Origin of the sequence: Anoxybacteroides rupiense (assembly GCF_014196195.1) — a bacterium.
GTDB lineage: Bacteria > Bacillota > Bacilli > Bacillales > Anoxybacillaceae > Anoxybacteroides > Anoxybacteroides rupiense.
This window is the reverse complement of record NZ_JACIDF010000001.1, coordinates 479,849-503,669: the sequence shown is the minus strand read 5'-3', so window position 1 is coordinate 503,669 and position 23,821 is coordinate 479,849. Positions and strand designations below refer to the sequence as shown.

General features: G+C 44.0%; 25 protein-coding genes. 24 read left to right on the top strand and 1 reads right to left on the bottom strand.

What is annotated here, in order from left to right; translation table 11 throughout:
- The first annotated feature begins 2 nt into the window (after positions 1–2).
- The 13 genes from rpoZ (at position 3) to spoVM (ending at position 12,886) form a co-directional block, all read left to right on the top strand.
- On the top strand, positions 3–200 hold the full coding sequence (gene rpoZ / locus GGQ95_RS02345) for a DNA-directed RNA polymerase subunit omega (RefSeq protein WP_066147192.1): 198 nt from the start codon (positions 3–5) through the stop codon (positions 198–200).
- 62 nt (positions 201–262) lie between these two features.
- A complete protein-coding gene (coaBC, locus tag GGQ95_RS02340) occupies positions 263–1,465 on the top strand; it encodes a bifunctional phosphopantothenoylcysteine decarboxylase/phosphopantothenate--cysteine ligase CoaBC (RefSeq protein ID WP_183186283.1) in 1,203 nt (400 codons plus the stop codon).
- Complete coding sequence (priA, locus tag GGQ95_RS02335; protein WP_066147196.1) at positions 1,462–3,873, top strand: primosomal protein N'; 2,412 nt, start codon at positions 1,462–1,464, stop codon at positions 3,871–3,873. Before coaBC ends, priA begins: the two co-directional genes overlap by 4 nt.
- A 16-nt stretch (positions 3,874–3,889) precedes the next feature.
- A complete protein-coding gene (gene def, locus GGQ95_RS02330; protein ID WP_044746203.1) occupies positions 3,890–4,363 on the top strand; it encodes a peptide deformylase in 474 nt (157 codons plus the stop codon).
- A 12-nt stretch (positions 4,364–4,375) separates the two neighbouring features.
- Positions 4,376–5,332, top strand: coding sequence for a methionyl-tRNA formyltransferase (gene fmt, locus GGQ95_RS02325; protein WP_066147716.1), 957 nt, complete (start codon positions 4,376–4,378; stop codon positions 5,330–5,332).
- Complete coding sequence (rsmB, locus tag GGQ95_RS02320) at positions 5,322–6,665, top strand: 16S rRNA (cytosine(967)-C(5))-methyltransferase RsmB (protein ID WP_066147198.1); 1,344 nt, start codon at positions 5,322–5,324, stop codon at positions 6,663–6,665. Before fmt ends, rsmB begins: the two co-directional genes overlap by 11 nt.
- A gap of 5 nt (positions 6,666–6,670) precedes the next feature.
- The gene (rlmN, locus tag GGQ95_RS02315) at positions 6,671–7,765 is read left to right on the top strand and encodes a dual-specificity RNA methyltransferase RlmN (protein ID WP_066147200.1); all 1,095 of its coding nucleotides are present in this window, start codon (positions 6,671–6,673) and stop codon (positions 7,763–7,765) included.
- 4 nt (positions 7,766–7,769) lie between these two features.
- On the top strand, positions 7,770–8,519 hold the full coding sequence (locus GGQ95_RS02310) for a Stp1/IreP family PP2C-type Ser/Thr phosphatase (RefSeq protein WP_066147201.1): 750 nt from the start codon (positions 7,770–7,772) through the stop codon (positions 8,517–8,519).
- A gap of 6 nt (positions 8,520–8,525) precedes the next feature.
- Positions 8,526–10,481, top strand: a complete 1,956-nt coding sequence (gene pknB / locus GGQ95_RS02305; protein WP_066147203.1) for a Stk1 family PASTA domain-containing Ser/Thr kinase — start codon at positions 8,526–8,528, stop codon at positions 10,479–10,481.
- 4 nt (positions 10,482–10,485) lie between these two features.
- Positions 10,486–11,370: a ribosome small subunit-dependent GTPase A gene (gene rsgA, locus GGQ95_RS02300; protein ID WP_044746186.1), complete on the top strand. Its 885-nt coding sequence runs from the start codon at positions 10,486–10,488 to the stop codon at positions 11,368–11,370.
- Complete coding sequence (gene rpe, locus GGQ95_RS02295; protein WP_044746185.1) at positions 11,370–12,017, top strand: ribulose-phosphate 3-epimerase; 648 nt, start codon at positions 11,370–11,372, stop codon at positions 12,015–12,017. The genes rsgA and rpe overlap by 1 nt, the downstream gene beginning before the upstream one ends.
- 62 nt (positions 12,018–12,079) lie before the next feature.
- Positions 12,080–12,727, top strand: a complete 648-nt coding sequence (locus GGQ95_RS02290) for a thiamine diphosphokinase (protein WP_183186282.1) — start codon at positions 12,080–12,082, stop codon at positions 12,725–12,727.
- Positions 12,728–12,805: 78 nt separating this feature from the next.
- Positions 12,806–12,886: a stage V sporulation protein SpoVM gene (gene spoVM / locus GGQ95_RS02285; protein ID WP_003394991.1), complete on the top strand. Its 81-nt coding sequence runs from the start codon at positions 12,806–12,808 to the stop codon at positions 12,884–12,886.
- A gap of 76 nt (positions 12,887–12,962) precedes the next feature.
- On the opposite strand, the gene rpmB is transcribed toward spoVM, so the two are convergent.
- The gene (gene rpmB, locus GGQ95_RS02280; RefSeq protein WP_044746183.1) at positions 12,963–13,148 is read right to left on the bottom strand and encodes a 50S ribosomal protein L28; all 186 of its coding nucleotides are present in this window, start codon (positions 13,146–13,148) and stop codon (positions 12,963–12,965) included.
- Between the two features lie 243 nt (positions 13,149–13,391).
- On the opposite strand from rpmB, the gene GGQ95_RS02275 reads away from it, so the two are divergent.
- The 11 genes from GGQ95_RS02275 to rnc all read left to right on the top strand — a co-directional run bounded on the left by GGQ95_RS02275 (position 13,392) and on the right by rnc (position 23,657).
- Positions 13,392–13,754 (top strand): Asp23/Gls24 family envelope stress response protein, encoded by a 363-nt coding sequence (locus tag GGQ95_RS02275; RefSeq protein ID WP_044746182.1) that lies wholly within the window; start codon positions 13,392–13,394, stop codon positions 13,752–13,754.
- Positions 13,755–13,776: 22 nt separating this feature from the next.
- Positions 13,777–15,447: a DAK2 domain-containing protein gene (gene fakA / locus GGQ95_RS02270; protein ID WP_066147207.1), complete on the top strand. Its 1,671-nt coding sequence runs from the start codon at positions 13,777–13,779 to the stop codon at positions 15,445–15,447.
- Between the two features lie 66 nt (positions 15,448–15,513).
- On the top strand, positions 15,514–16,176 hold the full coding sequence (gene sdaAB, locus GGQ95_RS02265) for an L-serine ammonia-lyase, iron-sulfur-dependent subunit beta (protein ID WP_044746180.1): 663 nt from the start codon (positions 15,514–15,516) through the stop codon (positions 16,174–16,176).
- Between the two features lie 38 nt (positions 16,177–16,214).
- Positions 16,215–17,102, top strand: coding sequence for an L-serine ammonia-lyase, iron-sulfur-dependent, subunit alpha (gene sdaAA, locus GGQ95_RS02260; RefSeq protein WP_044746179.1), 888 nt, complete (start codon positions 16,215–16,217; stop codon positions 17,100–17,102).
- Positions 17,095–19,143, top strand: a complete 2,049-nt coding sequence (gene recG, locus GGQ95_RS02255) for an ATP-dependent DNA helicase RecG (protein ID WP_183186281.1) — start codon at positions 17,095–17,097, stop codon at positions 19,141–19,143. Before sdaAA ends, recG begins: the two co-directional genes overlap by 8 nt.
- 92 nt (positions 19,144–19,235) lie before the next feature.
- The gene (gene fapR / locus GGQ95_RS02250) at positions 19,236–19,832 is read left to right on the top strand and encodes a transcription factor FapR (RefSeq protein ID WP_044746177.1); all 597 of its coding nucleotides are present in this window, start codon (positions 19,236–19,238) and stop codon (positions 19,830–19,832) included.
- Positions 19,816–20,805, top strand: a complete 990-nt coding sequence (gene plsX / locus GGQ95_RS02245; RefSeq protein WP_066147720.1) for a phosphate acyltransferase PlsX — start codon at positions 19,816–19,818, stop codon at positions 20,803–20,805. The genes fapR and plsX overlap by 17 nt, the downstream gene beginning before the upstream one ends.
- A gap of 15 nt (positions 20,806–20,820) precedes the next feature.
- Complete coding sequence (gene fabD, locus GGQ95_RS02240; protein ID WP_066147211.1) at positions 20,821–21,762, top strand: ACP S-malonyltransferase; 942 nt, start codon at positions 20,821–20,823, stop codon at positions 21,760–21,762.
- A gap of 2 nt (positions 21,763–21,764) precedes the next feature.
- The gene (fabG, locus tag GGQ95_RS02235) at positions 21,765–22,505 is read left to right on the top strand and encodes a 3-oxoacyl-[acyl-carrier-protein] reductase (RefSeq protein WP_066147213.1); all 741 of its coding nucleotides are present in this window, start codon (positions 21,765–21,767) and stop codon (positions 22,503–22,505) included.
- A 68-nt stretch (positions 22,506–22,573) separates the two neighbouring features.
- Positions 22,574–22,807, top strand: a complete 234-nt coding sequence (acpP, locus tag GGQ95_RS02230) for an acyl carrier protein (protein ID WP_027408166.1) — start codon at positions 22,574–22,576, stop codon at positions 22,805–22,807.
- 106 nt (positions 22,808–22,913) lie between these two features.
- The gene (gene rnc / locus GGQ95_RS02225) at positions 22,914–23,657 is read left to right on the top strand and encodes a ribonuclease III (protein WP_066147215.1); all 744 of its coding nucleotides are present in this window, start codon (positions 22,914–22,916) and stop codon (positions 23,655–23,657) included.
- Positions 23,658–23,821: the final 164 nt, after the last annotated feature.

The following is a 23,821-nucleotide window of genomic DNA, read 5'->3' as shown; positions in this document are numbered from 1 at the left end:
CGATGCTTTATCCTTCCATTGATCTTTTAATGGAAAAACTTGATTCCAAATACACGCTTGTGAGCGTTGCTGCAAAACGGGCGCGCCAACTGCAGGAAAAAGACGATCTTACAATTGAAAGGCCTGTATCAAAAAAATTCGTTGGAAAAGCGTTAGAAGAAATTGCGGCAGGCCATATTGAACTTGTAAAAGAAGAGTAAAAATAACAACCTAGGTTTTAGGTTGTTATTTTTTTACAAAAGTGAGAGGGGAGCTCCAAAAAATGATTGAACAAAAAAATATTTTATTATGTGTGACGGGTGGAATTGCTGTGTATAAGGCAGCCACATTAACGAGCCGATTAACACAGCGTGGAGCCAATGTGAAAGTGATGATGAGCGAGGCAGCGTGCAAATTTGTAACGCCGTTAACCTTTCAAGCATTGTCACGCCATGATGTTTATGTCGATACATTTGAAGAGAAACACGCTGAAGTAATAGCGCATATCGATTTAGCAGATTGGGCTGATCTTGTATTAGTAGCTCCGGCGACAGCCAATACCATTGGGAAGCTAGCGAATGGAATAGCGGATAATATGATCACGACGACGCTTTTGGCCACAAGGGCGCCTGTGTGGCTTGCCCCTGCTATGAATGTCCATATGTATGAACATCCGACTGTCTGTGAGAATATGGAAAGGCTTGCCCGTTTTGGCTACCAGTTTATCGAACCATCCGAAGGCCATTTGGCTTGCGGTTACGTTGGAAAAGGAAGACTAGAAGAACCAGAAAATATTGTCACATTGATTGAACAATATTTTTCTTCCTCTCCTTCATCTCTATTATTGAAGGGCAAGAAAGTGCTTGTGACGGCAGGGCCGACGCGTGAAAAAATAGATCCTGTCCGATTTTTCAGCAATCGGTCGACAGGGAAAATGGGATATGCCATTGCGGAAACAGCGGCAGAGCTAGGGGCAGAGGTGACGCTCATTTCCGGGCCTACCAATCTGCCATCACCTCGCAATGTAGAAACAATCCGAATTGAGTCTGCGCAAGAAATGTACGAAGAAGTGATCAAAAGATTTTCTTCTGCTCATATTGTTATTAAATCAGCTGCTGTCGCCGACTACCGCCCCAAATATGTATTTAACGAAAAAATGAAAAAAAAGCCTGGGGATCTTGTGGTTGAACTGGAAAGAACGATTGATATTTTAAAAGCGCTTGGAGAGCAAAAGACAGAGCAGTTTTTAGTCGGATTTGCTGCGGAAACAGAGCAAGTGGAAGAGTACGCTCTTCAAAAACTGCAAAGGAAAAATTTGGATATGATTGTCGCTAACAATGTTGCCCAAAAGGGAGCGGGATTCGCCAGCGACACGAATATTGTCACAATTTTTAAACGGGATGGATCCATTACGAAGCTTCCGTTGCTAACGAAAAAGAAAGTAGCTGAAGAAATTTTAAAAGAGATTGCCGAGGCGATTGGATGAAAATTGCAGCAGTTATCGTTGATGTGCCTTCACGGCAAACAGACCGGCCGTTTGACTATAAAATACCGGAGAAATGGGAGGATGTCCTGCAAATTGGCATGCGAGTCGTTGTTCCGTTTGGAACGCGACGGCTACAAGGATTTGTAGTAGATATTAAGACTTATTCTGATGTCAAGTCATTAAAAGCGATTGAAGCCATTTTAGATGTGGCTCCCGTATTGAATGAAGAACTGTTGCGTTTGGGCCAATACTTAACCGAAACGACGCTCTGCTTTGCTATTTCCGCTTACCAAGCGATGCTTCCGGCTGCGATGAAAGCGAAGTATGAAAAAGAGATACGCCTTGTAGATGAAAAATATCGCGATCGTTTGCATCCAAATGTCCAGCCTTTCTTTTCTAACCGCTCTGCGGTTTCGTGGAAAGAGCTTGAGAATACCAATGTGTTATCTCGCTTACAAAAGGACGTTCAAAACGGCTATTTGGAGGTTATTTATCATCTTAAGGACAAAGCAGCGAAGAAAACGATCAAATACGTTGCTTTTTCCGTGCCAGAAGAGCAGCGAAAGAAGGCGATTGAATCACTTCCGGCCAATGCTGTTAAGCAAAAGCAATTGTTAGAGCTGCTGCTTTTCAATGAGCACTTGCCATTAAAGGAGGTGCTCGAGCGAAGCGGTGCCTCGCACGCCTCAGTAAAAACATTAATTCAAAAAGGAATCATTTGCGAATATGAGGTTGAAGCTTATCGCGATCCCTATGGACAGCACCATTTTGCAGCCACTCAACCGCTTATGTTAACGGAGGAGCAGCAGCAAGCGCTCGAGCCGATCGTTAACAGCATCAAGGAGAATGAGCATCAAGTCTTTTTGCTTTATGGTGTGACAGGGAGCGGAAAAACAGAAGTATACATGCAAGCGATTGAGGCCGTATTAAAGCAAGGGAAGGAAGCCATTGTACTCGTTCCAGAAATTTCGCTCACGCCACAAATGGTTGAGCGATTTAAAGGGAGATTTGGCTCGCAGGTGGCCGTGCTTCATAGCGGATTATCGATTGGTGAAAAGTATGATGAATGGCGCAAAATTCATCGCAAAGAAGTCAAGCTTGTGGTTGGAGCGCGTTCTGCTATTTTTGCCCCATTTGAAAATTTAGGTATGATTATCATTGACGAGGAACATGAATCGAGTTATAAACAGGAAGAAACACCGCGCTATCATGCACGTGATGTGGCTATTTACCGGGCGCGCTTTCATCAATGTCCCGTTGTGCTGGGCAGCGCTACTCCGTCTCTTGAATCATTTGCTCGCGCCAAAAAAGGAGTTTATCAGCTTCTTACTTTAACCAAAAGAATGAGCGAAAATGGTCTGCCTGCTGTGTCCATCATTGATATGCGTGAGGAGTTGCGGAGTGGAAACCGCTCGATGTTTTCGCGGACGTTATTTGAAAAATTGCGAGAACGTCTTGATAAAGGTGAGCAATCTGTGTTGTTTTTAAATCGTCGCGGATACTCAACCTTTGTGATGTGTCGGGACTGCGGTCATGTCATCCGCTGTGCGCACTGTGATATTTCGCTTACTTATCATCGTGTGCAGCAGCGATTGAAATGCCATTATTGTGGGCATGAGGAACCGCTTGCTTACAGCTGTCCGTCATGCGGCAGCGAGCATATCCGTTTCTTTGGCACAGGCACGCAAAAAGTGGAGGAAGAACTGACTAAACTGCTTCCACAAGCCCGAGTCATTCGCATGGATGTTGATACGACGAGCCGCAAAGGGGCTCATGAGCGGATATTGTCGGAGTTTGGCGCAGGAAAGGCAGATATTTTGCTTGGAACACAAATGATTGCTAAAGGGCTCGATTTTCCAAAGGTGACGCTTGTGGGAGTGTTGAGTGCTGATACGATGCTCCACCTTCCAGATTTTCGAGCTTGCGAAAAAACATTTCAGTTGCTGACGCAGGTCAGCGGGCGAGCAGGGCGGCACGAATTGCCGGGAGAGGTCGTCATTCAAACGTATACGCCGGAGCATTATAGCATTGAACTAGCTGCTCGTCACGATTATGAAGCTTTTTATCAGAAAGAAATGGCACTCCGCAGGTTTCACGGTTATCCGCCGTTTTATTATTTAACGCTTATTACCGTTTCTCATCCCGAATTAATAAAAGCGGTTTCGGTTACAGAGAAAATTGCGGGTTATTTACGTGCGCAGTTATCGAAAGAGGCCATCATTCTTGGCCCGGTTGCTTCCCCTATTGCTCGTCTCCATGATAGATATCGCTATCAATGCATGATAAAATACAAGCGAGAGGCTAATTTTACTAAAATACTAAAGAATGTGGTCGACCGCTATCAGCAGGAAATGTCACAAGGAGAACTGTTGATTACGATCGACACAAACCCGTATATGATGATGTAAAATGGAGGAAATTGCATTGGCTAAGTTAAATATTGTCACATATCCAGCAGAAGTGTTAGAAACCGTTTGTGAAAAAGTCATAGAGTTTGACCGCAAACTTGTAAAATTACTGAATGATATGTATGAAACGATGCTGGAAGCAGACGGTGTCGGATTAGCGGCTCCGCAGGTAGGCATCGCCCAGCAAATCGCCGTTGTAGATGTCGGAGATGAGCATGGAAGAATTGAGCTCATAAATCCTGTGATTCTTGAGCAGAGAGGCGAGCAAATCGGACCTGAGGGCTGCTTAAGCTTTCCTGGGCTATTCGGAGAAGTGAAACGAGCGGATTACGTGAAAGTTCGGGCGCAAGATCGCCGCGGGCGCGCATATACGCTTGAAGCGACCGGTTTTTTAGCCCGCGCTTTACAGCATGAGATTGACCATTTAAACGGTGTTTTATTTACGTCCAAGGTCATTCGTTATTATGAAGAGGAAGAATTAGAAGGGTAGATGATGGATCATATGGTAAGAATCGTTTTTATGGGAACTCCGGATTTTTCTGTTCCAGTATTGCGGCAGTTAATCCATGATGGATACGATGTTGTTGGGGTTGTTACACAGCCGGACAAACCAAAGGGACGGAAAAGGGAGCTGACGCCGCCGCCAGTCAAAGTTGAAGCAGAAAAGCATGGGATTCCAATTTGGCAACCGACCAAAATTCGTGAGAAGGAACAATATGAAAGGGTGCTAGCATTTAAGCCGGATTTAATTGTCACTGCAGCCTTTGGTCAGATTTTGCCGAAGGAGCTGCTGGAGGCGCCTCCATATGGCTGCATCAACGTTCATGCGTCTTTGTTGCCGGAATTGCGCGGAGGTGCGCCAATTCATTATGCGATTTTACAGGGAAAAACAAAGACGGGAATAACCATTATGTACATGGCAGAAAAGCTTGATGCAGGCGATATTTTAACACAGGTAGAAGTCCCGATTACGGAAGACGATACCGTTGGCACCCTCCACGACAAATTAAGTATGGCCGGAGCCAAGCTGCTATCCGATACTATTCCGCTTTTACTTCAAGGAAAAATTACACCAATCCGCCAGGATGAAGAAAAGGCGACATTTGCTTATAATATTAAGCGTGAACAAGAAAAAATTGACTGGACCCGTACAGGAGAAGAAATTTATAATCATATCCGCGGTTTAAATCCTTGGCCCGTGGCTTATACCATGTATCAAGGGCAAGTTTGGAAAATCTGGCGTTCAGAAAAAATTCGCGCTTCTTCACAAACACAGCCAGGGACGATTATGGAAGTGGTGAACGACGGCATTGTCGTAGCCACTGGCAATGATGTCGCCATTAAAATTACCGAATTGCAGCCGGCTGGGAAAAAGCGGATGAGCGCTGAACAATTTTTGCGCGGCGCCGGGGCAGCGATAGCAATCGGAACGAAGCTAGGAGATGAAAATGAAACATAAAAATGTAAGAGAAGTTGCCTTAGATGTACTTTTAGCTATTGATGAAAAGGAAGCCTATAGCAACCTATTGCTCAATCAAACGATCCGTTCCACAAGGTTGCCAGAAAGAGATACCGGTTTATTGACAGAACTTGTATATGGAACGGTTCAAAGACGTGATACGCTCGATTACTATTTGCAGCCATTTATTAAAAAATCACATAAGCTGCAAAAATGGGTGCGGATGCTGCTTCGCTTATCGCTCTATCAAATGCTATATTTAGATCGTATTCCTGATCGCGCCGTTATTTTCGAAGCGGTTGAAATTGCTAAAAAACGCGGCCACCGTGGCATTTCGTCGATGGTCAATGGCGTTTTGCGTGCCGTTCAGCGGGATGGCGTTCCTTCTGTCGATGAAATTCAAGGTGATGTTGAACGACTAGCCGTGAAAACGAGCCATCCGTATTGGCTTGTCAAACGCTGGGCATCACAATATGGCCTTCAAGAAACCGAAAAAATATGCATGGCTAATTTAACCGCACCAAAACAAACAGCGCGAGTCAACACAGTATTGGCGACCGTTGATGAAGTGATTGCCATGTTGGAAGAAGAAGGAACGGAAGTCGAACGGGGAGAATTGGCAGAAGAAGCGATTCGAGCGAAAAAAGGAAACTTGGTGGATACGAAAGCTTTCCGAAACGGGTATATGACCATTCAGGATGAAAGCTCGATGCTTGTGGCCAGAGCGCTCCATCCTAGCGAACATGAACGAGTGCTGGATAGTTGTGCGGCTCCAGGAGGAAAGTCGACACACATCGCAGAGCTTATGAAACGGACGGGACAAGTTATTTCGCTAGATGTTCATGAGCACAAAGTAAAATTGATTAAGCAGCAAGCTGAGCGTCTTCATCTGCCCAACATTGCTGCATATGTATTAGACAGCCGGCAAGCTTCGCAGTATTTTGCTCGTGAATCGTTTGATAAAATTTTAGTAGATGCCCCTTGTTCGGGATTTGGAGTGATACGGCGCAAGCCGGATATTAAATATGCCAAAAATGAGAAGGATCTTCGGGAACTTGCTCGTTTGCAATTGGCTATTTTAAGGGAAGTGGCTCCGCTGTTAAAACGAGGTGGAACGATCGTTTATAGCACATGTACGATTGACCACGATGAGAATGAGGAGGTAGTGGCTGAGTTTTTGCGTCTTCATCCCGAGTTTACCGTCGATGATACGCTTTCGGAAAGATTGCCAGAAAAGGTGCGTCCCTATGTAGCAAATGGGCAATTGCGCTTGCTGCCTCACTATTTTGATTCAGATGGATTTTTTATCGCATCATTACGAAAGAAGGTGTAACTTCATTGAGAAAAGCAAAAATTCAAACGAGCCATCAACGAGCAACCGATGCGTCTCAGCCATCCATCTATTCTTTCACATTGGAGGAACTGCGAGAATGGATGGTAGAGCAGGGAGAAAAGCCATTTCGCGCGACGCAAGTTTATGAATGGCTTTATCAAAAGCGAGTCACCTCCTTTGAGGATATGACTAACCTGCCAAAAGTGTTGCGGGAAAAGCTCGCAGCCCATTTTACGATGACAACCTTAAAAACGCTTGTTCAGCAAACCTCAAAGGATGGAACGATCAAGTTTTTATTTGAGCTTCACGACGGCTTTTCAATTGAAACGGTATTAATGCGCCATGATTATGGCAACTCCATTTGTGTCACAACACAGGTAGGCTGCCGTATTGGCTGTACCTTTTGTGCCTCTACACTCGGTGGTCTAAAGCGTCATTTAGAAGCAGGAGAAATTGTGGCGCAAGTCGTAAAAGTTCAAAAAGCGCTTGATGAATATGCGGAGCGAGTGAGCAGCATTGTCGTAATGGGAATAGGTGAGCCATTTGATAATTACGATGCATTGATTAAGTTTTTACACATTGTGAATCATGCGAAAGGATTGCACATCGGCGCACGCCACATTACCGTATCAACAAGCGGCATTATTCCGAAAATCTATCAATTTGCCGACGAGGGGACGCAAATTAATTTTGCGATCTCTTTGCATGCACCAACGACCGAATTGCGTACAAAACTCATGCCGATTAATAAAGCCTATCCGCTTCCTAAACTAATGGAAGCCGTTCGCTATTACGTTGAAAAAACAGGAAGGAGAGTAACATTCGAATATGGACTGTTTGGTGGAGTGAACGATCAAATAGAGCATGCCGAACAATTGGCAGAGCTGCTCAAAGGTCTTAAATGCCATGTGAACTTAATTCCAGTCAATTATGTGCCAGAACGAAATTATGTGCGAACACCACGCGAGCAAATTTTTGCCTTTGAGCGCACGCTAAAGCAACATGGAATTAATGTCACGATTCGCCGCGAACAAGGACATGACATCGATGCCGCATGCGGACAGCTTCGCGCGAAGGAGCGAAAAGAGGAAACGAGGTGAAACCATGAAAGTCGTTTTTCAAACCGACGTTGGCAAAATTCGTCCTCATAACGAAGACTGCGGCGGTATTTTTAAAAATAAAGATGGCCACTACTTAGCGATGGTCGCAGATGGAATGGGAGGTCATCGTGCTGGTGATGTAGCAAGCGAAATGACGATTTCCTATTTAAAAAAGCAGTGGGAAGAAACCGAAAACATTACATCACCAGAAATCGCCGAGCGGTGGTTAAAAGAACAGATTGCAAGCATCAACCGCTTGCTGTTTGACCATTCACTGCGCCATATAGAATGCCAAGGAATGGGGACTACGATTGTCAGTGCGATTTGCACGGATCAGTTTGTGACAATCGGCCATATCGGCGATAGCCGCTGTTATTTGTTCAACCAACATGGATTCCAGCAAATCACAGAAGATCATTCTCTTGTTAATGAATTGGTGAAAACAGGGCAGATTTCTAAAGAGGATGCAGAGCATCATCCGCGCAAAAATGTGTTATTGCGCGCGCTTGGGACCGAAAAGAGCGTCAAATTAGATATTAAGACGATTGAAGTGGAGGAGCGCGATCGACTGCTTTTATGCTCAGACGGTTTGTCTAACAAGGTGTCTGAACAGTCGATGATGGACATTTTAACATCGGAACAATCGCTTGAAGAGAAAGCGCAAGCGCTAGTTCATTTAGCGAATGAGCATGGTGGAGAGGACAATATTACGTTAGTAATTGTTGAATTTTCATCGGAATGTGAAAGTAGGTGATCACACATGCTCATTGGTAAACGGTTAAATGGGCGCTATAAGATCATAAGTTTGCTTGGCGGCGGAGGAATGGCGAATGTTTATGTCGCGAGAGATATGATTCTGGAGCGCGAAGTAGCCATTAAAATTTTGCGTTTTGATTTTTCAAATGATGAACAGTTTATTAAACGATTTCGCCGTGAGGCCCAGGCAGCGACAAGTTTAAATCATGAAAATATTGTTAGCATTTATGATGTGGGTGAGGACGAAGGAATTTATTACATTGTGATGGAATATGTGCGCGGTTTTACACTTAAGCAATATATCCAGCAGCATGCTCCATTGCACGTTGCCAAGGCATTGGATATTATGGAGCAACTCACGTCAGCGATCTCACACGCCCATGCCAATGGCATTATTCATCGTGATATTAAGCCGCAAAATATTTTGATTGACGAAGAAGGAAACGTAAAAATTACTGATTTCGGTATTGCTGTTGCATTAAGCTCGACGACGATTACCCAAACGAATTCCGTGCTCGGTTCGATTCATTATTTATCTCCGGAACAGGCACGAGGAGGGATTGCGACCGAGAAATCTGATATTTATTCGCTCGGAATTGTCATGTTTGAATTGCTTACAGGCCATTTGCCTTTTTCAGGGGAGTCAGCAGTATCCATTATATTGAAACATTTGCAGACAGAAACTCCTTCGCCAAAAGCTTGGAATCCTTCTATCCCACAAAGTGTAGAAAATATTATTTTAAAAGCAACAGCAAAAGATCCGTTTTATCGTTATCAATCGGTACAGGAGATGAATGAAGATATTCGCACAGCCCTTGATCCAGAACGGGTGAACGAAAAAAAGTTTACGCTTCCGGCTGATGATGAACCGACAAAGGCGATTCCTATTGTGAAGGATCATGAGTTAACCAAGCAAACTATTATACGGGAGGAAGCGAAAGAGAAAAAGGAAGAAGACAAGCAGCTGCCTGATGCTGAAACGAAGAAAAAGCGGAAAAGAAAATGGCTTGGCTGGATGATTGCTCTTTTTTTATTCCTAATTGCGGCTGGAGTCAGTGCCGCCATATGGGGACCGACGCTCTTCTTTCCAAAGGATGTGACGGTTCCGGATGTAACGAACAAAAATTATGATGAAGCAGTAGAAAAACTTTCTTCCTTAGGCTTTGAAATTAAAGATACGATTGACATGGAAAGCAATGATATTGCCGAAGGAAATGTCATTCGGACAAAGCCAGAAGCAGGACGAGTCGTCAAAGAAGGAACAGAGATCACGATTTATAAAAGCATCGGGAAAAAGAGAATAGAGTTTGGAGATTACGTTGGCGAAGATATTGAGACAGTAGAGCAGCAATTGAAGGATGAACATTATTTAGCGGTGAAGCGCATTGAACGTTATAGCGATAAACCGGTTGGCACCATTCTTGAACAATTTCCTTCTCCAGGTGAACAGGTCGTTCCAGAGGAAACAGAAGTGGAATTTACCATTAGTGTAGGGGTGCCCAAAATTGTGCTAAAAGATTTGACGGGATATACAGAAAAAAGCGTGCGTGATTATGCGCAAGAGCAGCAGCTTAATGTTGTAGTGAAGCATGAATATTCTGATCAAGTCCCGCAAGGAATCGTGATTTCGCAAACACCGGGCGCTAATACAGAACTGCAAAAAGGTGATACCGTTACTGTTGTGATTTCGCAGGGAAAAGAACCGTTACCGAACAAGACAGTTGTAAAGGAAATTGAAATTCCATATGATGCGGAGGAGCCGGGACAAACGGTAGAGGCTCAGCTCTATATTCAAGATGCCAACCATGACATGACGAAACCGTATAAAACATATCGCCTTACAGCACCAGTTAAAGAAACGGTTGAATTTGTTATTCCTTATAATGGTCAAGGATACTATCGTGTCATTGTTAATAATATTGTAAAACAGGAAGGAACCATTCCTTATCCAAAGGGGTGAAGCTATGGCAGAAGGAAAAATTATGAAAGCATTAAGCGGATTTTATTATGTGTTAAGCGATGGAGAAATCATTCAATGTCGAGGAAGAGGGGTATTTCGTAAGCAAAAGATTACTCCTCTTGTCGGTGATTATGTCATTTTTCAAGCTGAAAGCAAAACAGATGGATATATTATGGAAGTATGTGAACGAAAAAACGAACTGATCCGTCCCCCAATTGCTAACGTCGATCAAGCGATTCTTGTATTTTCTGCGGTGGAGCCAGATTTTAGTACGATGCTTCTGGATCGTTTTCTTGTGCTCATTGAGGCGAAGGACATTCGTCCGATTATTGTCGTTAATAAAATGGATTTACTTAATGAGAAGACAAAGCCGATTGTGCAAGGGTACATCAGCGATTATCGCCGCATCGGGTACGATGTCATCGAAACATCGATCGTCACAAAAGCTGGTCTTGAGCAACTGCTTCCTTATTTAGAAGGAAAGATTTCTGTCTTTGCGGGCCAGTCTGGTGTGGGAAAGTCATCACTTTTAAATGCGCTTCGTCCAGATTTACAGCTGAAAACGAATGATATTTCATTTCATTTAGGTCGCGGAAAACATACGACAAGACATGTTGAATTGATCGAAATTGGCGATGGGCTTGTGGCGGATACACCTGGCTTTAGTGCATTAGAGTTTCAGGATATTGAAGAGGAACAGTTACCGCTTTGTTTTCCGGAGTTTCGCCAACGCAGTCATGAATGCAAATTCCGCGGCTGCACCCATATGACAGAACCAAAATGCGCGGTAAAAAGCGCATTGGAAGCAGGAGATATTCCGGTCTATCGCTATAATCACTATCGCCATTTCATGGAGGAAATTAAGGAAAGAAAGACGAGGTACTACTGATGATTAAAATTGCGCCTTCCATTTTATCGGCAGATTTCGCAAAGCTCGGAGACGACATTCGAGATGTTGAGCAAGGTGGGGCCGATTATATTCATGTTGATGTCATGGATGGCCATTTTGTGCCAAATATCACGATTGGTCCACTGATTGTGGAGGCGATTCGGCCCATTACCACATTGCCTTTGGATGTCCATTTGATGATTGAACACCCGGATCGTTATATTCCGGCTTTTGCAAAGGCGGGAGCTGACATTTTATCTGTGCATGTAGAAGCTTGTCCGCATTTGCACCGTACCATTCATATGATTAAAGAATTGGGGGTAAAAGCAGGAGTGGTTTTAAATCCCCACACTCCAGTAGCAATGATTGAGTCTATTTTAGATGATATCGATTTAGTACTGCTCATGACGGTCAATCCAGGGTTTGGAGGACAAAAATTTATTTCTTCTGTATTGCCTAAAATTCGTCAGGTTGCGCAAATGGCAAAAGAACGGGGATTACAGCTTGAGATTGAAGTGGATGGCGGGGTGAATCGCAAGACTGCTCAGCTTTGCGTGGAAGCGGGGGCGAACGTACTTGTCGCTGGATCGGCGATTTACGGTGAAATCGACCGAAAAGCGGCTATTCAAGCGATTCGAGGCCACTAATAAAACGGAAGGTTGCATACCTTCCGTTTTTGTTAAAAGCGTATAGAAAGGAAGAGGAACAGGTGTTGATTCATATTGTAGGGGGAGGTCCTAAAGAATTTCTCCCGTCATTTCAGCCATACAAGCAGCAGGAAATTCAATGGATTGGCGTAGACAGAGGAGTATTGACATTATTGCAAGCAGGTATTCGTCCTACTAAGGCATTCGGTGATTTTGATTCCATCAGCAAGCAGGAGCTAGAGTATATACAGACGATGCTGAAAGATTTGGATATATGGCCATCGGAGAAAGATAAAACAGATATGGAAATTGCTTTAGATTGGGTGGCAGAGCAACAAGCCGATCGGATTCGAATTTTTGGAGCGACCGGAGGAAGAATTGATCATTTGCTTGGAAATATTCAGCTTTTAGCAAAATATATCGCTCAACCCATCGAAATCGTCGATAAACAAAATGTTGTGACCATTCATTTGCCTGGGACTTATTCTGTTGAAAAAGATAGGCACCATTATATTTCATTCATTCCGATTTCCTATGAAGTAAAAGGCATTACTTTAAAAGGCTTTAAATATCCGTTAGAAAATTGTCATATTCAGCTTGGCTCTACACTATGTATTAGTAATGAACTCATCCAATCTTTTGGTACTTTTTCTTTTTCGGAAGGCATATTAATGATGGTAAGAAGCAAAGATTTAGAAGAGGCCTTTTAGGTACTATTTTTCATGAGTCGAATATACTTAATAAGGAAATGAGGCAAAGCTCGTCACGATAGTTTGGGAGGGATCGGAATGAAGTTTTATACAATTAAGCTGCCAAAGTTTCTTGGCGGAATTGTCCGGGCGATGTTGAATTCGTTTAAAAAAGGATAAAAAAAGCACCAGTACTGGTGCTTTTTTTTTTGGAAAAAACTCCGTTTTTCTTTTAAGACGCCAGACGCATGCCGGATTATGCGCGTTCGATTTTACCTGATTTAAGCGCACGCGCAGAAACCCATACACGCTTTGGCTTGCCGTCTACTAAAATGCGCACTTTTTGTAGATTCGCTTTCCATGTACGTTTATTCGCATTCATCGCATGTGAACGAGAGTTTCCGAAAGATTTTTTCTTTCCAGTTGCAAAGCATTTCGCCATTTTTTTCCCTCCTTACTTGCCAAACAAATTCAGTCATGGACTGCGTATACCCAAAATACTACTATAATTTATCATACAAAATAGCAGATTGCAATAGTCCATCCACTGCCTTTCAAGAAAATCTCCTTGACATCTATTTTGATTTTAGGCTAAATAATACTAGTGGACGATGGACTTTTAAAATGAAGGCTGTTGTAGTAAAATGGCTGTAGCTATGCGAACATTTCCGAAGGGGGAACCGATATGTCCATTGAAATGCAAACAACGTATGGACGCATTGAAATTTCAAATGATGTCATTGCTACGATCGCGGGTGGAGCAGCTGTAGATTGCTATGGAATTGTCGGAATGGCGTCAAAAAATCAAATTAAAGACGGGCTTTCAGAAATTTTGCGCAAGGAGAATTTTTCAAAAGGTGTCATTGTACGTGAAGAGGATGGAGAAGTACATATTGATATGTACATCATCGTCAGCTATGGAATCAAGATTTCAGAAGTGGCTCATAATGTGCAAACGAAAGTGAAGTACACGTTAGACAAGACACTAGGACTTGCTGTGAAATCAATTAATATTTATATTCAAGGAGTTCGCGTTACGAACTTATAGGACTGTAAGGAGGAATTTATCGGTGGCAATCCGGACGTTAGATGGAAGACGTTTTGCGGACATGGTGTTACAAGGAGCGCAGCATTTATCCAACAATGCGAAGTCTGTGGATGCGCTGAACGTCTTTCCTGTCCCAGATGGCGATACAGGTACTAACATGAATCTATCGATGACATCTGGGGCTAAAGAAGTGAAAAATCACATTTCTGATCATATTGGAAATGTGGCAGGCGCTCTTGCCAAAGGGTTATTAATGGGCGCGCGCGGAAACTCGGGTGTGATTTTATCGCAGCTATTCCGCGGTTTTGCAAAGGCCATTGAAGGGGCCTTAACCATTAACAGCATGGAATTTGCGGCTGCGCTGGAGGCAGGAGTGACGACAGCCTATAAAGCGGTGATGAAGCCGGTTGAAGGTACCATTTTAACGGTGGCAAAAGACGCGGCTAAACGTGCTGTTGCTGTAGCAAAAAAACAGACGGACATTGTGATAGTGATGGAAGAAGCAGTGAAAGAAGCAAAAGCATCGCTGCAGCGTACTCCTGATCTTCTTCCAGTTTTAAAAGAGGTTGGCGTCGTTGATAGCGGCGGGCAAGGTCTTGTCTATGTGTATGAAGGATTTTTGGCCGGTTTAAAGGGAGAAAATGTCGAGGGATTAAAAGCAGCGAGCCTCTCGATGCAGGAACTTATCAATACAGAACATCATAAAAGCGCACAAAGCCACATTCACACAGATGAAATTGAGTTTGGTTATTGTACGGAATTTATGGTTCGATTTGAAGAGGAAAAGCTTCGCCAATCTCCATTTTCCGAGGAGACATTCCGAAAAGAATTAAGCCAGTTTGGTGATTCGTTATTAGTTGTTGCTGACGATGAACTTGTAAAAGTCCACATCCATGCCGAACATCCTGGAGAAGTGCTCACTTACGGACAGCGTTATGGGAGCCTGTTAAATATAAAAATTGAAAATATGCGTGAACAGCACGCTCATATTGTGAATGAAGCAGCATCAGCAGTTCCTAAGACTGCAAGGCAAAAGCAACCATACGGAATCATTGTGATTTCAATGGGAGACGGCATTGCCGATTTATTCAAAAGCATCGGAGCGCATGCTGTCATTGAAGGTGGACAAACGATGAATCCGAGCACGGAGGATATCGTCACTGCTATTGAAAGCGTTTATGCTGAAACGGTGTTTGTGTTGCCAAATAATAAAAATATTATTATGGCTGCAGAGCAGGCGGCTTCTGTAGTGGGCAATCGTGTCATTGTGGTTCCAACTAAAACAATCCCCCAAGGTCTATCGGCGCTTTTAGCGTTCAATCCATCCGCGTCTCCAGAACAAAATGAGAAAGCGATGGCGGCAGCGCTATCTCAAGTAAGAACAGGACAAGTAACGTTCGCGGTGCGCGATACAGCGATTGATGGTATTGAGATTGCTAAAGGAGATTATATGGGGATTGCTGACGGAAAAATTGCTGTGTCAGAAAAGGATAAGCTACAAGCGGCTAAAAAGCTGTTAGATGAGCTTTTAAGTGAGGATGCAGAAATTTTAACCATTTTGTACGGTGAAGAAGCAACAGAAGAAGAGGTTCAAGAACTGGTTGATTACATTGAAGCCACATATACAGATATTGAGGTAGAAGCGCATAATGGAAAACAACCATTGTATCCATTTATCTTTTCGGTCGAATAATATGTTAGAATAACAGAAGGGGGGATCCCCTTCTATTTTATTGGGTATTCAAGGGAGAGAGGCAGCATGAAGTATAAAAGCGTATTTGATATTATTGGGCCAATTATGATTGGGCCGTCAAGCTCTCATACGGCAGGAGCGGCAAGAATCGGAAGAGTAGCACGAAGCTTATTCGGAAGACAGCCAAAGTGGGCCCATATTTCATTCTATGGCTCATTTGCGCAAACATACAAAGGCCATGGGACAGATGTAGCCATTGTTGGCGGACTGTTAGATTTTGATACATTTGATGAGCGAATTAAATCATCGCTTGACATCGCAAGACAAGAAGGAATGGAAATTGTGTTTTATGAGGAAGATGCCGTCCCAACTCATCCGAATACGGCTAGAGTTCGAATCGGTGATGAACAAGGGGAACTAGAGCTTGTCGGCATTTCCATTGGCGGCGGAAAAATCGAAATTACAGAATTGAACGGATTCGAGCTAAAATTGTCAGGCCATCACCCTGCCATTCTTGTTGTTCATAACGACCGTTATGGAACAATTGCTTCTGTGGCAAATGTGTTGGCGAAATATGCTATTAATATTGGACATATGGAAGTTTCTCGAAAAGAAAAAGGGAAGGAAGCGTTAATGACCATTGAAGTCGACCAGCCGATTGATCCTGCAGTAATTGAGGAACTTTCACAGCTTCCCCATATTATTCAAGTAACCAAAATTGTCGAATAACAAAGAAAGCGTTTTCGTATATAAAGGAGGCATCTTAGATGTTTCGGAATGTTGCAGAATTAGTACAGCTAGCCGAGAGTCAGAACATTAAAATTGCTGAAGTTATGATCCGGCAAGAAATTGAAATAACAGGAAAAAGTAGAGAAGAAATTTTCAGCCAAATGGACCGCAATTTGCAGGTAATGGAGCAGGCGGTCATGAAAGGTCTAGCCGGTGTTTCTTCCTATTCTGGATTGACAGGCGGCGATGCCGTACTGTTGCAAAATTATATTAAGCAGGGCCGTTTTTTGTCAGGAGAAACGATTCTAGATGCTGTTAGCAAAGCAGTGGCAACGAATGAAGTGAATGCTGCCATGGGAACCATCTGTGCTACTCCAACAGCTGGATCGGCAGGGGTGGTTCCAGGAACACTATTTGCAGTGAAGGAAAAACTGCATCCAACCCGTGAAGAAATGATTGAATATTTATTTACGGCAGGAGCATTTGGTTTTGTGGTCGCCAACAACGCTTCGATTTCCGGAGCCGCAGGGGGCTGCCAAGCTGAGGTGGGATCCGCAACAGGAATGGCGGCGGCAGCTCTCGTAGAAATGGCGGGCGGTACGCCAAGCCAAGCAGCAGAAGCAATGGCCATTGCGTTAAAAAATATGTTAGGATTAGTATGTGATCCAGTAGCTGGATTAGTCGAGGTGCCTTGCGTTAAACGAAATGCCATGGGAGCGGCAAACGCGATGGTAGCAGCGGATATGGCGCTGGCCGGCATTAAAAGCCGCATTCCTTGCGACGAGGTCATTGATGCGATGTATCGCATCGGGGAAACGATGCCAACGGCACTCAAAGAAACTGCACAAGGGGGGTTAGCGGCGACGCCGACAGGCCGCGCACTAGCGGCGAAAATTTTCGGCGTTCCTACCAATCACCGTGAATAAAGAATTGCAACAACCAGTCACACAAATTAAAGGAATTGGAGAAGAAACAAGCGAAGCGCTGCGGGATATGGGAATTGAGACGATTGAAGATTTGTTGATGTATTTTCCGTTTCGCTACGAGGATTATGAAATACGCGACCTTGCAGATGTCAAGCATGATGAGAAGGTAACCGTACAAGGGAAGGTTCATAGTGAGCCTTCTCTTATGCATTATTCCCGCAAAAAATCTCGTCTGACATTCCGATTGCTTGTTGATCGCTATCTGATTAACGTCGTGTGCTTTAATCGTCCCTATCTGAAAAACAGGCTCAGCATCAATGAAACAGTCACTGTCATTGGAAAATGGGATCAGCATCGCCAAACGATTACCGCTGTTGAAATAAAGATAGGAACGCAATCGGAGGCATGTGAGCTAGAACCGGTGTATTCTGCGCGAGGAGCCTTGACGGTTAAAGGAATCCGCAGATTTATCAAACTGGCTCTTGAGCAATATGGGGGAGCGATACATGATCCGCTACCCGCTTCTATTCGTCAAACCTATCGCTTGATCTCAAAACATGCGGCGATTTCAGCCATTCATTTTCCTCGCTCTCATGAAGAGCTGAAGCAAGCACGTCGCCGGCTTGTATACGAAGAATTTTTATTATTTCAATTAAAAATTCATGTTTTGCGCAAAATTCAGCGTGAACATTCGAGTGGCATTTCCCATCGTTTTTCGATGGAAAAGCTGGAGCAATTCATTCAGCAGCTTCCATTCTCATTGACCCATGCACAAAAGCGGGTCATCCAAGAGATTATGAAAGATATGAGATCCCCGCATCGAATGAATCGACTGTTGCAAGGAGATGTAGGTTCGGGAAAAACAGTCGTCGCTGCGATTGCTTTATATGCCACCGTTTTATCGGGATATCAGGGGGCGCTGATGGTGCCAACCGAAATTTTGGCAGAGCAGCACGCATACTCACTGAAGCAGCTGCTGGCGTCTGCTGAGGTGTCGGTTGAGCTGCTGACAAGCTCGGTAAAAGGAAAGAGGAGAAAAGAACTGCTTACCAATCTTGCTGCAGGCCAAATTGATATCGTCATTGGCACACATGCACTCATTCAGGATGAAGTCAATTTTCATAAACTAGGGCTCGTTATTACCGATGAGCAGCATCGCTTCGGCGTAGAGCAACGCCGGATTTTGCGTGAAAAAGGAGAATCTCCGGATGTTTTGTTTATGACCGCGACTCCCATTCCGCGGACGTTGGCGATTACAGCTTTCGGTGAAATGGATGTTTCGATTATTGATGAAATGCCCGCGGGACGCAAAAAAATTGAAACATATTGGGTAAAACATAACATGCTTGAGCGCGTTCTTGATTTTATAGAGAAAGAAGTGCAAAAAGGCAGGCAAGCCTATGTCATCTGTCCGCTCATTGAGGAATCGGAGAAGCTTGATGTGCAAAATGCGATTGACGTCCATAGCATGCTTGTCCATTATTATCGGGGAAAATATCGAATCGGCCTCATGCATGGCCGCCTCTCTTCGGAAGAGAAAGATGAAGTCATGAAAGCCTTTAGCCAAAACGAGGTGCATATTTTAGTTTCGACAACGGTTGTGGAGGTCGGAGTCAATGTTCCAAACGCGACGGTCATGCTGATTTACGATGCCGACCGGTTTGGTCTGGCGCAGCTTCATCAGCTAAGAGGACGTGTAGGCCGTGGCAATGAACAATCGTACTGCATTTTGTTAGCCGATCCTAAATCAGAAACCGGAAAAGAGCGAATGCGGATTATGACAGAAACGAATGACGGCTTTGTGTTGTCAGAAAAAGATTTGCAGCTGCGAGGTCCCGGTGATTTTTTTGGAACAAAGCAGAGCGGACTGCCAGATTTTAAGCTTGGCGATGTCGTGCATGATTATCGAGTACTTGAAGTAGCGCGAAGTGATGCGGCTAAATTAATTGAATCTCATGCATTTTGGCACGACGAGGCGTATCATTGGCTACGCCTTTATTTAGAAGAATCCGGTGCATTAAGCGGTGAAAAACTAGATTAAAAAACAGATTGCAAACTTAGTCTTGCAATCTGTTTTTTTTAATTATATACTACTATTAGTACCTAGTCATAAAATTGGACGGTGTATGCATCATGCGAAAAACAAAGCGGGAGCGGCAGCGGATGCTGAAAGAAACGATTGAAAAAAATCCATTTATTACAGACGAAGAATTGGCCGAACAATTTTCTGTCAGCATTCAAACAATTCGTTTAGACCGACTAGAGCTATCCATCCCTGAATTGCGCGAACGAATTAAGCATGTTGCCGAGAAATCATTTGCCGATAAGGTAAAATCACTGCCGATTGAAGAAGTCGTCGGCGAAATTATTGATATTGCTCTAGATAAAAGTGCGATCTCTATTTTTGATGTCAAGGCTGAGCATGTGTTTAGACGGAATCGCATTGCGCGCGGACACCATTTGTTTGCGCAGGCCAATTCGCTGGCGGTTGCCGTGATTAATGATGAACTAGCCTTGACTGCTAAAGCGAATATTCGATTTACGCGTCAAGTGAAAGAAAATGAACGGGTCGTGGCAAAGGCAAAAGTAAAAGGAATCAATGAAAATGGAAGAACGATGGTCGAAGTGAATAGTTATGTTGGACAAGAGCTTGTGTTTTCAGGAGAATTTGAAATGTATCGATCAAACATCGCAAAAAAGGATGGAGTAGATGATGAGAATAGCGATTGATGCCATGGGGGGAGATCATGCCCCAAAAGAAATTGTGCTTGGGGCTGCGAAAGCAGTTCAGCATTTTCAGGACATAGAAATCATTCTCTTTGGCAACGAACAGCAAATTCGCTCCTATCTTCCCGCTGCTGACCGCATTGACATTGTACATACCGATGAAGTAATTGAAGCAACGGATGAGCCGGTTCGAGCCGTCAGACGAAAAAAACAATCATCCTTGGTATTAATGGCAGAAGAAGTGAAACAAGGTCGTGCCGATGCCTGCGTTTCAGCGGGAAATACAGGAGCATTGATGGCTGCTGGCCTATTTATTGTCGGAAGAATCGAAGGGATTGAGCGTCCAGCATTAGCACCAACGCTGCCAACCCTAGGAGGCGAAGGATTTGTATTTTTAGATGTCGGCGCAAACGTCGATGCACGTCCTGAACATCTGGTGCAATACGCGCTAATGGGCTCTGTTTACGCTAAAAAGGCAAGGGGAATTGCGAAACCGCGCATCGGTCTATTAAATGTAGGAACGGAAGACCAAAAAGGAAATGATTTGACTAAACGCGCTTTTCTTCTGCTGCAAGAGGCGAATGTGAATTTCATCGGAAATGTTGAAGCGAGGGATTTGCTTCAAGGAGTGGCTGATGTGGTGGTAACGGATGGTTTTACCGGAAATGTCGCGCTAAAAACGATTGAAGGTACGGCTCTTTCCGTATTTTCGATGCTAAAAGAGGGGTTGACGAGCAGTTTTTCTAGCAAACTGGCAGCCGCTGTGCTGAAGCCGAAGCTTTTAGAAATGAAGCGCAAGATGGATTATTCTGAGTATGGCGGTGCTGCTTTGTTTGGATTGAACGCTCCTGTCGTGAAAGCGCATGGTTCCTCTGATGCGACAGCGATTTTCCACGCCATTCGTCAGACGCGCGAAATGGTGATTACGGATATGATTGGCACGATTAAGCAGGAAATGGAACATATTCACTCATAAAGGAGGGAATGATAGATGGGAAAACTAGCTTTGATTTTCCCGGGTCAAGGCTCGCAAACAGTAGGGATGGGAAAAGAATTAGCAGAAACGGATGCAAAAGCAGCCTCCATTTTTCAACAGGCTGATGAACGTCTGGGTCTTTCCCTTTCTACGATTATTTTTGAAGGACCGCAGCAAACATTGACGCTTACATATAATGCGCAGCCCGCTTTATTAACAACGAGCATTGCGCTGTTTGAAAAAGTAAAAGAGGCCGGTCTAACGCCTGACTACGTTGCTGGACATAGTTTAGGAGAGTACACGGCGCTTGTGGCAGCAGGAGCGATGTCATTTACAGACGCAGTGTATGCTGTCCGAAAAAGAGGAGAGTTTATGGAGGAAGCGGTACCTGCCGGTGAAGGAACGATGGCTGCTGTTCTTGGGATGGAAGCGAATGAACTTGCAGCCATTACGAAGCAGATTACTGAAGAAGGCCAGCCTGTTCAGCTTGCTAACTTGAATTGTCCAGGGCAGATTGTTATTTCTGGATCGAAAGAAGGAGTAGAGCGAGCAGCACAGCTTGCGAAAGAAAAAGGTGCCAAACGTGTTATCCCTCTTGAAGTAAGCGGTCCTTTTCATTCATCGCTTATGAAGCCAGCGGCTGAAAAATTGGCAAAAGTGCTAAACGAAGTAGCAATTCATGATGCGAATGTGCCTGTCATCGCGAACGTAACAGCGAAGCCAATGACAGAAAAAGAAATGATTCAAACGCTTTTAATTGAGCAGCTTTATTCTCCTGTTCGTTGGGAGGAGTCCGTAAGAACGATGATTGAGTTCGGTGTCGATACGTTTGTAGAAATTGGGCCAGGAAAAGTATTATCAGGTCTTGTGAAGAAAATTCATCGCGATGTGCGCGTTTATGCGATAAACGATACGGCTTCTTTTGAAGCGACAATCGCAGCGTTGAAAGGAGAATAAACATGTTGCAAGGAAAAGTAGCGCTTATAACCGGGGCATCGCGCGGAATTGGAAGAGCGATTGCTTTAGAATTTGCCCGTCAAGGAGCGAAGGTAGCTGTCAATTATGCCGGAAGCGAAGCGAAAGCAAAGGAAGTAGTGGATGAGATTTACCGTCTTGGCGGCGAAGCACTGGCAATTCAAGCGGATGTGTCGAATACAGAAGCGGTTGAGCAAATGGTGAAAGAGGTGATCGATCGCTATGGCCGCGTGGATATTTTAGTCAATAACGCCGGAATTACCCGTGACAATTTGCTCATGCGCATGAAAGAAGAAGAGTGGGATGATGTCATCAATATTAACTTAAAAGGCGTGTTTAACTGTACAAAGGCGGTTACACGTCCAATGCTCAAGCAGCGTTACGGCCGCATTATTAATATCGCTTCAGTGGTTGGTGTAATGGGGAATCCAGGGCAAGCCAATTACGTAGCTGCTAAGGCAGGTGTGATCGGCTTAACGAAGACAGCCGCTAAGGAATTGGCAAGCCGTAGCATCACGGTAAACGCTATTGCTCCGGGATTTATTGCGACGGATATGACAGATCGTTTGAATGAAGAGATTCGGACAGAAATGTTAAAGCAAATTCCACTTGCCCGTTTCGGCAATCCAGAGGACATTGCCAATATGGTCGCATTTTTGGCATCGGATGCAGCGAGCTATATTACCGGACAGACGATTCATGTCGATGGCGGAATGGTCATGTAACGAATCTGGATTATCCGCTAGTATTTTGCCGATAAATTTACTATAATCATGAGAGGAGGTGAATTGTCGTGGCAGATGTATTAGAGCGCGTAACGAAAATCATCGTTGACCGCTTAGGCGTGGAGGAGTCTCAAGTAACACTTGAAGCTTCTTTCAAAGATGATTTAGGTGCTGATTCATTAGATGTGGTTGAACTTGTCATGGAGCTAGAAGACGAGTTTGATATGGAAATTTCCGATGAGGAAGCAGAAAAAATTGTCACAGTAGGAGATGCTGTGAACTACATAAAAAGCCGCATGTAAGTAAACGATATAATGCAGAAAAGTCCCGTTGCTCTAACGGGGCTTTCTATGCTTTTGATGAATTGCCGAATACTTTGATTGAATGAAGTCCCGGAGGTCCTTATTTATGTCGAAGCAGAAAGACAAAGAGCAGCGCATGAGCGAAAAAAAACGAGTAAAATTTAAACAGTTGCAGGAGAAAATCGGCATATTTTTTCTGGATGAAAAGCTGCTAATTCAGGCTTTTACCCATTCATCGTATGTGAATGAGCATCGCAAACGACCGCATGAGGATAATGAGCGTCTTGAGTTTTTAGGAGATGCTGTACTGGAACTGACCGTTTCTCAATATCTCTTTCGTCATTTTCCAAATATGACGGAAGGTGAATTAACGAAATTGCGTGCAGCGATTGTATGTGAGCCATCTCTTGTAAAATTTGCAAATGACCTTTCATTCGGCCAGCTTGTTTTGCTCGGCAAAGGAGAGGAGATCACCGGCGGGCGAATGCGGCCATCGCTTCTAGCAGATGTATTTGAGGCGTTTATCGGTGCTCTTTACTTAGATCAAGGAATTGATGCGGTCATTCGGTTTTTGGAGCAAACCATTTTTCCGAAGATCAATGAAGGTGCTTTTTCTCATGTGATGGATTATAAAAGCCAGCTGCAGGAACTTGTTCAGCGGGATGGTAGTGGCGTTATCGAATATGCCATTTTGCAAGAAAAAGGACCTGCGCATAACAAAGAGTTTGTTTCTCGCGTTTCTTTAAATGGTGAAGAGCTTGGAGTTGGTGCTGGAAGATCGAAAAAGGAAGCGGAGCAAAAAGCTGCACAAATGGCGCTGCAAAAGCTAAAAACGCCGAAACAGGAATAAGAAAAACAGTGCTGTGAAAAAAGGGTTGGCTCATTCGAAAATAGTCGGCCCTTTTTCTTCTCTAATGACATACAGACAAGCGATGCTTTAGTCTAGATAGGAAAGTGGAAATACAAACATCGCCCGTTCCATTTAGATAGCAGCTTCGTGTTTTTAAGCTTTTT